The organism is Hymenobacter terrestris (genome assembly GCF_013377905.1).
GTDB lineage: Bacteria > Bacteroidota > Bacteroidia > Cytophagales > Hymenobacteraceae > Hymenobacter > Hymenobacter terrestris.
On sequence record NZ_JABKAV010000012.1, the window covers coordinates 79,802 to 92,946 of the forward strand.

The 13,145-nt window shown below is 60.3% G+C and carries 7 protein-coding genes; 5 read left to right on the forward strand and 2 right to left on the reverse strand.

The annotated features are described in order from the left end of the window. Positions 1-78: 78 nt before the first annotated feature. Positions 79-3,393 (reverse strand): PD40 domain-containing protein, encoded by a 3,315-nt coding sequence (locus tag HW556_RS06610; RefSeq protein WP_176899155.1) that lies wholly within the window; start codon positions 3,391-3,393, stop codon positions 79-81. Between the two features lie 133 nt (positions 3,394-3,526). Next, positions 3,527-4,615 carry an NAD(P)/FAD-dependent oxidoreductase gene (locus HW556_RS06615; RefSeq protein ID WP_176899156.1) on the reverse strand — a complete coding sequence of 363 codons (1,089 nt, stop codon included), beginning with the start codon at positions 4,613-4,615 and terminating at the stop codon, positions 3,527-3,529. A gap of 228 nt (positions 4,616-4,843) precedes the next feature. Here HW556_RS06615 and HW556_RS06620 point away from each other — a divergent pair, with 228 nt between their 5' ends. From HW556_RS06620 to HW556_RS06640, 5 genes are all read left to right on the forward strand, one after another. Then, complete coding sequence (locus HW556_RS06620; protein ID WP_176899157.1) at positions 4,844-5,479, forward strand: MBL fold metallo-hydrolase; 636 nt, start codon at positions 4,844-4,846, stop codon at positions 5,477-5,479. Between the two features lie 156 nt (positions 5,480-5,635). Then, on the forward strand, positions 5,636-6,340 hold the full coding sequence (pssA, locus tag HW556_RS06625; RefSeq protein ID WP_176899158.1) for a CDP-diacylglycerol--serine O-phosphatidyltransferase: 705 nt from the start codon (positions 5,636-5,638) through the stop codon (positions 6,338-6,340). Between the two features lie 183 nt (positions 6,341-6,523). Then, entirely contained in the window at positions 6,524-10,450 is a 3,927-nt protein-coding gene (porU, locus tag HW556_RS06630) for a type IX secretion system sortase PorU (protein ID WP_176899159.1), read from the forward strand. Positions 10,451-10,503: 53 nt separating this feature from the next. Beyond that, entirely contained in the window at positions 10,504-11,697 is a 1,194-nt protein-coding gene (gene porV, locus HW556_RS06635; protein WP_176899160.1) for a type IX secretion system outer membrane channel protein PorV, read from the forward strand. Between the two features lie 145 nt (positions 11,698-11,842). Then, on the forward strand, positions 11,843-13,123 hold the full coding sequence (locus HW556_RS06640) for a M16 family metallopeptidase (protein WP_176899162.1): 1,281 nt from the start codon (positions 11,843-11,845) through the stop codon (positions 13,121-13,123). Positions 13,124-13,145 lie beyond the last annotated feature (22 nt).

Consider the following 13,145-nt stretch of genomic DNA (forward strand, 5'->3'; position numbering starts at 1 on the left):
TTGCCCGCCCGGACGCACAAGGGTCGGTTTTCCAAGTAGGAAAACCGACCCTTGTGCGTCTCTTTCACTCTGCCGCCGCTAGAAGTCGTAGCCCAGCGTAGCGTAAATTTTCGGGCCTTTGGTCGTATACTGCTCGCGGCCCCAGGCTACGTCGCCTTTCACATAAAAGCCCAGCATGGTGGTACGGATACCAGCGCCGTAGCCGTAAAGCAGCGGGTTGGTGAAGTTGATAACCGTGGCCGAAAAGCCCCCCTGACTTTCCACCTGGGTATTATTGGAGTTATTGACACTGAACGGGTTGGAGCCCGAATACGTCGTGCCCATGTCGCCGAAAGCCGTGAGCTGCAGGTTCCGGAAGAAGCCCGATTCGATGGGCCGCCGCGAGAAATACTGCACGATGGGCAGGCGCAGCTCGGAGTTGAAGAGCACGTATTTGCTTCCTACCCGCTTGCTGTAGTCGTAGCCCCGCAGGTTGGTAACAAACTGCTGGTAAAACATCTGGGCAGGATCTAGCTGACTGGGGCCAGCAGCCACCTCGCCCTTTTCGTTGATGTAGCGCGCATCGGTGTACTCGTAGTTCAGCCAGTTATCCATGCCGCCCAGGCGGAAGAAGGGCGGCGTTGATCCGCCCCCGATGTACTGCCCGAAGCTAGCCCGGTTGGCCCAGATGAGCTGGCGGTGCAGTTTCTGGTAGTGGCGTAAATCAACGGTGAGCTTGGTGAAGCCCGAGTTGTTGCCGTTCAAGTCGCGCAACTGGTTGATGCCGGCCTTCATGCGCGTACCCTGCAACATGTTGATGCCGGTAATCACCGAGTTGTCGAACACCAGCTCGGCCTCACCGCCCAGGTAGCTGGTATTCACATCATTGGAATTCGCCAGGTCGCCATAAGTGCGGCGGCTCACATTCACGAAGCGCGGACCCAGGCGCACGCTCAGGTTGTGGGTAAGCGGATAGGCAATGGTGGGCGCAATTTCGTGGCGGCCATAACGCACCCGGCTGTTAGGGTCGAGGTCGGGGAAATAGGCCTGTTTCTGATAGCGAATACTCCAGTCGTATCGTTTCCGAAGGTTGGTGTATTCGGCAAATATGTTGCTCGTACTCAAGTCAGTGAGGGCGAAAATGCCTGCCTGAATCCGATGATCCTCCATCAGGTCCGACATGTTCACCTGGGCCGAGAAACCCAGCCCCAGCAATGGGTCCGACGTCAGCGTCGATACCACATTATCGATGCTGAAGGGAGTGCCATAGCGGAAGGGGCCGGCCAGCGTAGCCGCCTCAGTAGGAGCCGCCTTGGGCAGGGCTACCACGGTAGCCGCCCGGCGGCGGGTGGGGGCCGTGGCCCGCGAGGCCGGAATATCCTCGTCGAATTCGTAATTATTAGGGTTCACGCGGTTCGCCGCAGCTTTATCCTCGGGTTTCTGGGCCGGAGCCGCGGGCAGGGGCGCCTCCTCGGCGGGTGGTACTATACCCTGGGCGCGGGCCACGGTAGGTCCGGGGCGGTTAGGAATCGTGGCCTTGGCTGGCCGCGAGCGGTCTTCCAGAATTTCCTGGCGGGCCGTTTTATACAGCCTCAGGCCAGTGGGCAGGGCATAGCTGGGGTAGAGGTAGGCGTTACTGCGGCCGTCGGACGTGGCTGTGAGGGCCAGCGCACCGGTAGTGGCGTTATAGTCGAAATCGTGCACACCGGCCACAAAGCTGGTTACGGGCTGGTAGTCGCGGGCACTGAACGAGTAGCGGTAAATGCTGCGCACGCCGCTTTCCTCGCTCACAAACAGTATCTCGTCGTTGCTCAGGGGCCGGGGCCGGGTTTCGTTGGAAATCGTGCTGACTATTACTTCCACCGGCTGCGAGCGGCCGTCGAGGTGGTAACGGTACAGGTCGTAGTTGTTCACCACCGAAGCAAACGAGCCGCGGGCCGTACCTGCCGAATCGAGCCAGCGGTTGGAGCTGAATATCAGGCTTTGGCCATCGGGCATGAACACCGGCTCCACATCGTCGAACACATCGTTGGTGAGCTTTTCGGGCGTCCGGCTACCAGCCCGTAGCAGGTACAGGTCGCTCTGGCCCTGGCGCACGCCACTAAATACCACCGACTTGCCATCGGCCGAATAGTTGAGAGCCGTTACCTGCGAGAAGGGCGAAAACAGCGAAGTGCGGCGCCCGAAGCGGGGCAACAGGCTGCTGAGGCGGGCCGTCAGGTTGCTCAGGCCACCGTTGGCTTCGCGCAGTTGCAACACCAGCTGACCACGCTGCTCCTCCACTATGGCCACCTGCTCGTTGCCGCGCCAGGCCAGCAGCGGCAGCCGCGTTTCCACCCGCTGGTCGGGCGTTTTGTAGCCGCCGCGGTGCAGCACGTCGCGGCCGCGGCCGTCCTGGTCCACTACCAGCACCCGGTAGCGGCCCCGGTCGTTCTGCACGTAGGCCATGCGCTTGCCATCGGGGCTAAGCACGGGTTGGCTGTACAGCACGTTGCGGCGGTTGCGGCCGGCCAAGCTGTTCTTCTCGTCGAGTTCCTGAAAGGGCGTGAGCGGCTGGGAATTTAGCTGGCGGTAATACGCCAGCCAGTCCTTCAGAAACACCTTATAAGGCACATTCAGCGAAGAGCTGATGCCCACTTCTACGTCGCGGGTAATGCGCGTGAGGTTGAGGATATTTTGGACGCTGGTGTAGCCGTAGCGCTCGGCAATGTAGTTCCACACGCTCTGGCCAGCCAGCTCGGGGTTGCGCAGAAAGAACGGAGCCGTGCGGCTGCCTTCGTTCTCCTGCAACATGGTACGCATGTAGTCGTCCATCTCCACGCTCCAGCCTTGGGCCGCGTAGGCCGAAGCCCCCCCGATAAACCAATCGGGCAGCTGCAGCAGGTAGCTACTCTGGATAACTTCACGGAGCGAGCCGCCATACATCATATCGTTGAGCAGCACCTCAGTAATGCGCTTGCTCATTTCCTGCTTGAACTGAGTCTGGGTGCCTTCGAAGGCAATCTGGACTTTGGTAGAGCGGGCCAGCGAGGTTTCGCCGCCGCTGGTATATTTCTCGGGAGCCAGCCCCACGTTGCTCTGCCGCAGGTCGCCCACCGAGTTGAAAAGCATAATGGTAGTTTTCGAGTAGGGATAGTACCCAATCAGCCCGGTAATGCGCTGGAGCTCCTTTTCGGCGTACTCGGCCGCGTGGCGGGCGTTGGCTTCACCGCCGGCATAATAGTACACGGTAAAGTTCTGGGTGCTGAACTGCAGCCAATCGAAGCTTTTATACTGGATCCGGACCCGCCCGAAGGGTTCCTGGGCGGTTTGGGCCCGGGCGGCGGGGGCAGCGGCCAGCAGCCCGGCCAGTAGCAGCACCGAACCGGCAGGCCGCGCCAGCGTCGGCCGGAAAAGAAAGGATACGTGCTTCATATCAAAAACCGGGAGCGGGAGACGGATGGATAAGGGCAATACAAATAACAGAGACAGATCGTTATGCTGGGCGGCGCTTCGAATGACGTTTGTCCATTTCTTTCTTCACAAAAACCAAAGTAACCAAATCCGACTACTTCGCCGCCGGGCCGGCTGGGTACAACGAAATATATCGCCGGATATTGACTTCGGGCCAGGGCTCTACGTCATTTTCCAGCCAGTCGGCCATTACCTGGGCCAGCCGGGGCGCAAACATTACGCCCTTCGAGCCCATGCCGTTGAACACGTGCAGCCCCGGCGTTTCGGGGTGCGTACCCAGGAGCGGCTTCCGGTCGCGCACGGCCGGCCGCACCCCGGCCCGCTGGTCGAGCACCCGGAATGGCTGGGGCGTGAGCTCGGAAAGGCGCTGGCCGAGCTCCTCGCGGGCCTCGGCCGTAATGCCCGCCGCAAAGGGCGGCCAGCGGTAGGTGGCCCCCACCCGCAACCGGTTGCCCCCCAGCGGCACTACGTAAGCACTTTTATTGAGCACCGTGTCGGCGGGCAGGCCGGCACACTCCACCGTCAGTACCTCGCCCTGGTTGGGGGTGAGGGGCAGCCAGCTGAAATACGGATTCTGGATGGTGGCCGCGCCTTCGCAGCTGATAACGTGCCGGGCCTGCACCCGACCCGCGTAGCGGAAGCCGCCAGCCGGCTCGGCAACAAGGGAGGCCCAGTCAAAAGTTTCGTGCTGCAGCCAGCCGGCGGCCAGCCCTTCGGTGGTTAGGGCCGTGAGCAGTTCCTCTACCAGCACAAATCCCCCACGTCGCACCAGCAAACCCCCAAATTGCGGGCTCACACCTGGTAACGGCGGCAGCGCACCGGCCGAGAATTCATCCACAAAATCAAGCCAGGGGCGGTCGGCGCTGCGGGCCAGCAACGCGTTCTGCTCCTGCACCGACGAGAAGAACTTGGCAATGGGCAGAGCCTGAAAAAACGGCCGGCCCAACCGCTGCTCCTGGGCCTGGTAAAAAGCTGTGGCGGCCGTCAGCAGCTCGTCGGCGCGCCAGGCCAGCGCGAAGCGCTTGCCGGCCACCGGGTTCATGAGGCCCGCCGCCACCCGCGAGGCCGAGTCGGGCTGGGCGGTATCGAGCACGAGCACCGTGCGGCCCCGCCCGCGTAATTCGGCCGCCAGCGTGGCCCCGGCAATGCCGTAACCGATAATCAGGTAGTCAACGTGTAGCATTGGGGGGCAAGGTAGGTTAGGGGAAGTTGAGTTGGCAGAACGACGTGGGTGCGGGGCTTGCCCCCGCCCAACACTGAACGGTAACCGTTGTATGGTTCCGGGTACAGCCGTTTGTTGGCCCCGTGCAGGCGGCATACGGGGGCAAGCCCTGCGCCCACGTCGCGTTCTGTAAACTCCACCAACCTAAAATCCACTTATCTTGCCCTTTCAAAACATTTCTCCCCTGCCATGACCGTTGCCGGCTTCACTTTCAATCCGTTTGCCGAAAACACGTATTTGCTCTCCGACGAAACCGGCGAGGCTGTTATTGTTGACCCTGGCTGCTACGAGCCGGCCGAGCAGCAGGCGCTGCGCCAGTACATCGAAGACCAGAAATTGCGCGTGGTGCTGCTGGTAAACACTCACGCCCACATCGACCATGTGCTGGGCAACCAGTTTGTACTCGACACCTATAAGGTGCCTTACCTGCTGCACGAGGCCGACTTTGCTACGCTGCGGGCTGTGCCGAGCTATGCCTCCAACTACGGGTTTCCGCGCTACCAGCCTGCCGAGCCCACCGGCCAGCTGCGGGCCGGCGAAGCCGTACGCTTCGGCACGACCGAGTTGGAAGTGCGCTTTGTACCCGGCCACGCCCCCGGCCATGTGGTATTCTACCACGCGCCCACCAGCACCGTTATCGGCGGCGACGTGCTGTTTCAGAACAGCATCGGCCGCACCGACTTGCCTGGCGGCGACCATGCCACGCTCATTGCCAGCATAAAGAGCCAGCTGCTGCCTCTGCCCGACGACACGGTGGTGTATCCTGGCCACGGCCCCGCCACTACTATTGGCCAGGAGCGTCGTACCAATCCGTTTCTGACGTAGCCGTTTGCTACACACCTGTCATCCTAAGCATGTTGCGCTTTAAGCAAGGATGAAGGACCTATTGAGAAGCTACTGTCTGACGTTAGCCTCTGTATGGGTCCTTCGCAAGCTCAGGATAACAACCCATTATCTTAATTCTTTCCACTAAGTCCGTACGTGAAAAAACATATTCCCAACGCCGTTACCTGCCTGAATCTGTTTTCGGGTTGTCTGGCGCTACGTTTCATTTTTGCCGATGAGCTCGTGCTGGCAGCCTATTTTGTGGCGCTGGCAGCGTTGTTCGACTTCTTCGACGGGCTGCTGGCCCGGGCCCTGCACGTGTCGTCGCCGATTGGCAAAGATCTGGATTCGCTGGCCGACGTAGTATCGTTCGGGGTGGTACCGGGCGCCTTCCTGTACGCGCTGCTACACCAGGCCGGGGCCGGCCTGCCCGACTGGCTGCCTTACGCGGGCTTTATTATAACGGTGTTTTCGGCCCTGCGTCTGGCTAAATTCAACAACGACACCCGCCAGTCCGAATCGTTTATCGGGCTGCCAACACCGGCCTGCACGCTGGTAGTAGCCTCGCTGCCGCTCATTCTGGCCAACGACCAATTCGCCCTCACTCCCTACCTGCTCAGCCCCTGGCTGCTGCTGGGCCTTACGGTTCTGCTGTCGGGGCTGCTGGTGGCTGAAATTCCGCTTTTTGCCCTCAAGTTTAAAACCCTGAACTGGCAGGCAAACAAGCAGCGGTTCGTGTTTCTGCTGCTGAGCCTGGGTTTGCTCATTGGCCTTGGAGCAGTAGCCGTACCACTCATCGTGCTGCTTTACGTACTGCTTTCGGTGCTGAGTCCGGCCAATATGCCCGCACCAGCGGCCTGAGCCGGGGCAGGCAATCCGGGTCGGGGGCCAGCTTCGTTTACCTAAGCAGACCATTTGCTCGCTACTTCCTGCTTCGGGCGCAATAATTTGCGGCCGGCGCTGTTATCATTTGGGCTGAACTGTATTGCCGGCCAACCTGTTGGCATTTCTGGTTCATCTCCTGGCTTTACTTGTGTTGTGCGTATGCGTTATTCTACGGTCTGGCTGCTGATTTCGCTCCTCATGCTAGGTGCTATGGGCCCACGGGCGCAGGCCCAGTCCGGCGAGCAGACTTACCGCGGGCGCATTACCTGGACCGGCACCGTGCCGGTAGGCATCAAGGGCCAGAAACGGCTGGTGCCCGCCTTCCGCGGGGCTGCTTTCGATACCGAGGAGCAGGTCGGCACGCTGCTGGTGCGGCTGGCTGGCACCGTAACTGCGGGCCAGCTCATCGAAACGCAGTACGAGCCGCTGCTGCCCGCCCAGGCCGGCCAGCTCGATTTAACGGTTCTGCCTCCTTCGCCGCTGGTGCAATTGGTAGCGGGCACCGAGGCCCGCCAGCCGGTTACGCTCCTGCGCCTACAGCCACTGCGCCGTAACCCGCAAACTGGCCAGGCCGAGCGCCTTGTTAGCTTTGGCTACACGTATAGCACCACTGCCAGCCGCCCCGGGGCCACCCGCACGTATGCCCGCACTTCGGTTCTGAGCCAGGGCGAATGGTTTAAAATAGGGGTTCCCACCAATGGTGTTTTCAAGCTCGATAAGGCTACGCTCCGGAGCTTCGGGCTGGAGAACTTCGACCCGGCCCGGCTGCGGCTGTTCGGCAATGCTATGGGCACGCTGCCCCAGCCCAATAGCGCCTACCGCCCCGACGATCTGGTGGAAAACGCCATCCAGTTCGTGGGCAACAACAACGCCACCTTCGACAACGACGAGTACTTCCTGTTTTATGCCCGCGGCCCGCACACCTGGAGCCGCGAGGGCCTGAGCACCCGCTTCCGCCACCAGCTCAACCCCTACACCGACACCGCCTACTACTTCCTGACGGTGGGCACGCCGGCTGGCCGCCGCGTGGCACCGGCACCGGCCGTAAGCGGTACGCCCGGTGCCCGCATCAGCATGTTTACCGACCGGCAGTTTTATGAGCGTGACCTGCTCAATCTCAAAAAAACGGGCCGCACCTGGGTAGGTGAGGCTTTTTCAGGCCGGCCCGAGCAAACCTTCACGCTCCCCGTCGCCGACCTAGTGCCGGGCTCCACGACCCAGATTACCTCGGCCGTAGTGGCTGCCTCGGCGGCGGCTACCGTGTTTCAGCCCAGCGTGAACGGGCAAGCCCTACCTGCCCAGGTGGTACCGGGTTTCAGCTGCACCGGCGGTGGCTACTGCTACCCCGAGGCTGCCAATACCAACCGTAGCATTCTAGCCTACCAGGTACCGGCCACCTCCCCCACCGAGCTCAAAATAACGCTCAGCTTCAACAGCGGATCCGACCCCGGCGCGCAGGGCTACCTCGATTACCTCGAAGTGAATGCCCGCCGCCAGTTGCGCCTGAACGGTGGCCTGCTGCAGTTCCGTAGCCTGGAAAACCTGCAGCCCAACGCTATCAGCCAGTTCGAACTGGGTAATGCAGCCGGCGCCACCATCTGGGACGTAAGTAACCCGCGTCGGCCGGCTGCTGTGGCTGCCGCCAACGGCACGTTTCTGGCCCGCACCGATACTATCCGCGAGTTTGTAGCCTTCACCGGCACCGAGTTTCCGGCGCCCCGCGGCTTTGGCAAAGTGGCCAACCAGAACCTGCACGCGCTCAACCTCGATGGCCGTTTGGACCTGGTGATTGTAGCCCACCCCCGTTTTCTGCAGGAAGCCAACAAGCTGGCCGCCCACCGCAGCAGCCACGACGGCCTGAATGCGCAGGTGGTGAACGTGCTGCAGATTTACAACGAGTTCGGCTCGGGTGGCCAGGATGTAACAGCCATCCGCGACCTGATGAAGATGGTGTACGACCGCAACACCAGTGGCCGCCGCCAGTACCTGCTGCTGTTCGGCGACGCCTCCTACGATTACAAGGCTGACCCGACCAATAAAGTGGATGAGTTGCCAACCTGGTGGCCCAGCCGCCAGCCGGCTAATGCCAATCAAACCAATCAGAATTTCGTGCCGGTCTACGAGTCAGAGGAAAGCTTCGACTTAGTAATGGGCAACCGCCCCAACGGCCAGGGCCTCACGTACTCATCCGACGATTACTACGGCCTGCTCGACGATTCGGAAGGGGCCTGGCTGCCGGGCTCCAGCAACGAGTTGCTCGACGTAGCCGTGGGTCGCCTACCAGTAAGCACCGCTGAGCAGGCTGCCCGCGTAACCCAGAAGCTGATTGACTACGACAGCCCCGCCGGCTACGGCAAGTGGCGCAACCGCCTCACCTTTCTGTCCGACGACGGCGACAACAACCTATTTGTGTACTACAGCGAGGAGCTGACCAACCCGCTCGATACACTGGCCGCCGCTCGCAGCTACAATGTGTACAAGCTTTACCTCGATCTGTTTCCGCAGGTGCAGCTGGCGGCGGGCGAACGGTCGCCGGCGGCCGAAAAGGCGGTTGATGAAGCCTTCGAGCAAGGCTCGCTGCTGATCAACTACATCGGCCACGGCGGCCCCATAAGCCTGGCTCAGGAGCAGATTATAACTAAAACCTCCATCGGAAACCTGAAGAACGCAACCCGGCCCACGTTCATGTTCACTGGTACCTGCGACTTCAGTACCTACGACGACCCCAATCTTACTTCGGCCGGTGAGCAGTCGCTGATTGATGTGAAAGGGGGAGCCATTGGCCTGCTGACTACCACCCGCGTAGTGTACGCCGACCGCAACCAAGCCCTGGCAGTCGCCTTCTTCAACGACCTGTTTCAGCCCCGTTCCGACGGCATGATGCCGCGCATCGGTGACGTCTGCCTCACAGCCAAGAACATTGCCGTCATCGGCGACAACAACCGCAACTACGCCCTGCTCGGCGACCCTTCTATGCGCCTGGCCTACCCCGAACAAACGGTAGCCCTGACTGAAATTGATGGCAAGCCGGTGACGCAGGCAATGCCCGACACGTTGAAGGCTTTGCAACAGGTCACGCTGAAAGGGGAAGTCCGGCGCGGCGGGCAGTTGAACCCGGCCTTTGCGGGTACGGCCAACGTGCAGGTATTCGAGAAGCAGGCCACCGTGAAAACGCTCGGCAACGAAGATGTTCCTCAGGCCGTTCAGCTGCGCGAAAACATCCTCTACGATGGCCCCGCTAGTGTGCAGGGCGGCAAGTTCAGCCTGCAGTTCGTAGTGCCAAAAGACATCAACTACAGTGTAGGCCTCGGCAAAATCAGCCTGTACGCCGCCGACCCCACCAACCGCACCGATGCCCAGGGCCAGCGCCTAGTGCCCATCGGCGACGTGGCCCCCCTAACGGCCCGCGACACTATTGCGCCCCGCATCAGCCTGTTCATGGATAACGAGCAGTTTGTATCGGGGGGCCTGACGGGCCTTAACCCTACGCTGCTGGCCGTGCTGCGCGACGCCAGTGGCATCAACACGGCCGGTACCGGCATCGGCCACGACCTCACGCTCACGCTCGACGGCGACGCCAGCAAGGTTTTGGTGCTCAACTCGTCTTACACGGCCAAAACCGATAGTTTCCAGGTGGGCCGGGTGCGCTACGAGCTCAAGGACCTCACGCCCGGCCCCCACGAGCTACGCCTCAAGGCCTGGGATACCTGGAACAACTCGGCCGAGCAGCGTCTCGAATTCATTGCCGCCCCCACCGACAAGCTGGCGTTGCAGCACGTGCTCAACTATCCCAACCCGTTCGCCCGGAATACCACCTTCCACTTCGACCACAACCGCAGCGGTCAGGACCTCGACATTCAGGTGCAGATTTTTTCGGTGGCCGGCCGGCTTGTACGCACCCTGCAGGGCACGGCCCTGGGCAGCGGCTCGCACGTGTCCGCCCTCAGCTGGGACGGGCGCGATGAGTACCAAGACCAGTTGGCGCGCGGTGTGTACGTGTACCGCGTAACGGTGCGCACCCGCGCGGCCAACGGCACCGATATTTCCACAGCCTCCAAATATGAGAAGCTAGTGCTCCTTAATTAACCTGCTTTCTGGCTTTTCGCTACTTTTCGAATCTGCATCTTTCTCCCTCCCTTATGATTCTGCCCTACTTGTCCCTGCGTTCGGTATTGCTCCCCGGCCTGCTGTGTCTGGCTGCCACTGCCGCGCATGCCCAAGATCTGCGTACCATCACCACGGCTGTGCCCATCCTCACCATCAGCCCCGATTCGCGCTCTTCGGCGCTGGGCGAGGCGGGTGTGGCCATCAGCCCCGATGCCAACGCCGGCTTTTACAATCCTGGCAAGCTGGGCTTTGTGCGCTATCAGCACAGCGCCTCCCTTTCCTACACCCCTTGGCTGGCTGGCATCACAAACGATATGGGACTGGGCTATTTAAGCGGCACCACCAAACTCAGCGACCGAAGTACGCTGTCGGCCAACCTGATGTATTTTGATTTGGGTCAGATCAACTACCGCACCTCTACTGGGGCACCTAATGGTGACTTTAACCCCAAAGAATACGCCCTGACGGTAGGTTACGGCCAGAAGTTGAGCGACAAGTTCGGAGTGGGTCTCAATGTGCGCTATGTCCGCTCCAACCTCACCGGCGGCAATAGCGGAGTCGATTCCAACCCCGCCAATGCCGTTGCCGTCGACCTCGGCGCGTACTACACCACTGACCTCACCATCGGAGCCGGCGACTATAACCTGGCTTTTGGCGGCGCTGTTTCCAACATCGGCAACAAAATCACCTACACCGACCCTACAAACGCGGATTTTCTGCCGACCAACCTGAAGCTGGGCACGGCCATTACCAAGGAGCTCGACCCCTATAACAAGCTTACGTTTAGCTTCGACGCCAACAAGCTCCTGGTGCCCTCTCCTTATTATGAAGAGGGTGTGGCCTCCAGCAATCCTGCAGTACAGGCTGAAAACGACAAGCGCCGTGCCTACGGAATCGTGAAGGGCATCACCAGTTCATTCAGCGACGCACCGGGCGGATTCAGCGAGGAGCTTCAGGAAATCAACCTCTCGGCCGGCCTCGAATACACCTACAACGACCTGCTGATGGTGCGGGCCGGTTACTTCTACGAGAACCCTACCAAGGGCGACCGGCAGTACCTGAGCTTCGGTGCCGGTGTGCGTTACCAGGTGTTTGGGGTTGATGGCACTTACTTGGTGCCCAATTCTAAGGCCAATCCTTTGTCGCAAACATTACGGGTGTCGCTACACTTTAACTTCAACGAACTAAGCGAAGCTTTCGGCCCATCCGGCAGCCCGGTTAACTAGTTCTTCCCCTTCTTTGCAAAGTTGTCATTCCGAGCGAGGCGAGGAATCCGGCCGAACGCCATCGAACGATTCCGTTCGGCGTTTCATCCCGGATTTCCTGCTTCGCTCGGAATGACAGTTTTTCAGCCTTCCTAACTCAACTGATTTGATACTCGATCGAACCGTCGCTCCCCCTGTTCAGCCGCTGGCCCGCGTAACGCTGCCCGCGGCTGATGTGCTTTCGCTCCCCAACGGTGCCCGCCTGCACGTGCTGCGCAACGATGCCCAGCCCGTAGTGCGCCTGCAGGTAGTCTTCCCGGCCGGTAAGTGGTATGATCCCTCGGCAGGTGTGTCGCTGCTGGCAGCCCGGCTGCTACTCGAAGGCACCACCACCCGCACGGCCCGCCAGATTGCCGACGAAGTGGCCTTCTTTGGGGCCTCGCTGGATTGCGAACAAGGCTTCGACCGGGCCACGCTCACACTATATTGCCTCAGCCGCCACCTGCCACAATTACTGCCTCTAGTACAAGACGTCCTCACGGCGCCCATTTTCCCCGAAACAGAATTGGCCCTAGTGAAGACCCGTACCATCCAAAACGTGCGCGTAGAGCGGCAGAAAACCAGCTACCTAGCCTCCGAGAGCTTCTCGCGTCACCTCTTCGGCCCCGGCTACCCCTACGGCGTCACCTTTGATGAAGCTATATTCCAGGATATCACCTCCGACCAGGTCCGCAGCTTCTACCAGCAGCACTATAATTTTGCACAAGCCGAAATATTCCTGTGTGGCGACGTTACCAATGAGCACGTAACTCTGCTGACAGAGCAGTTAGGTGCCGCGACCGGCACCTTGGTTAAGGCCACCACTGCCGTGCCCCCACCTGCTATTTTGGCTCCGCAAGACTACGTAACGGTAGATGGAAGCCTGCAAGCTTCCTTACGTATCGGCCGCCTCTGGCCTGCCATAAGCCATCCGCAAACCCACGCTCTCCAGGTGCTGGTGAAGGTTCTGGGAGGCTATTTCGGCTCGCGCCTGATGAAGAATATCCGCGAAGACAAAGGATTCACGTACGGTATCTACGCCAGCGTACATCCGCGCGAGCATGCCACTAGCTTTGTTATTGGGTCCGATGTAAATGCCGCCAATGCACCTGCCGCTATCGAGGAGATACAAAAGGAATTACGCCACCTCCAAGAAGAGCTGATCCCGTTAACCGAATTGCAAACTGTGAAGAACTACATGAGCGGTAAGTTCGCTAACGAACTCAGCACGGTTTTCGAACAGTGCGACAAGTATAAGAATCTAGTTTTTTATAATTTACCAACCAGCTACTACTCTGACTTCGTAGCTCAGGTACAAGCCACCGATGCAGTAACCCTGCAGGAGTTGGCTCAAGAGTACCTCTCGCCAGATAAGATGATAGAAGTTGTTTCGGGCCCGAAGCAGTAGTTGTCCTGACCCGTGTAACGGC

Bases quoted from the DNA above. Each gene is read 5' to 3' on its own strand.
- porV (WP_176899160.1), top strand. From the start codon at position 10,504: ATGATTCTGCCCTACTTGTCCCTGCGTTCGGTATTGCTCCCCGGCCTG.
- HW556_RS06620 (WP_176899157.1), top strand. From the start codon at position 4,844: ATGACCGTTGCCGGCTTCACTTTCAATCCGTTTGCCGAAAACACGTAT.
- porU (WP_176899159.1), top strand. From the start codon at position 6,524: ATGCGTTATTCTACGGTCTGGCTGCTGATTTCGCTCCTCATGCTAGGT.
- HW556_RS06615 (WP_176899156.1), bottom strand. From the start codon at position 4,615: ATGCTACACGTTGACTACCTGATTATCGGTTACGGCATTGCCGGGGCC.
- HW556_RS06610 (WP_176899155.1), bottom strand. From the start codon at position 3,393: ATGAAGCACGTATCCTTTCTTTTCCGGCCGACGCTGGCGCGGCCTGCC.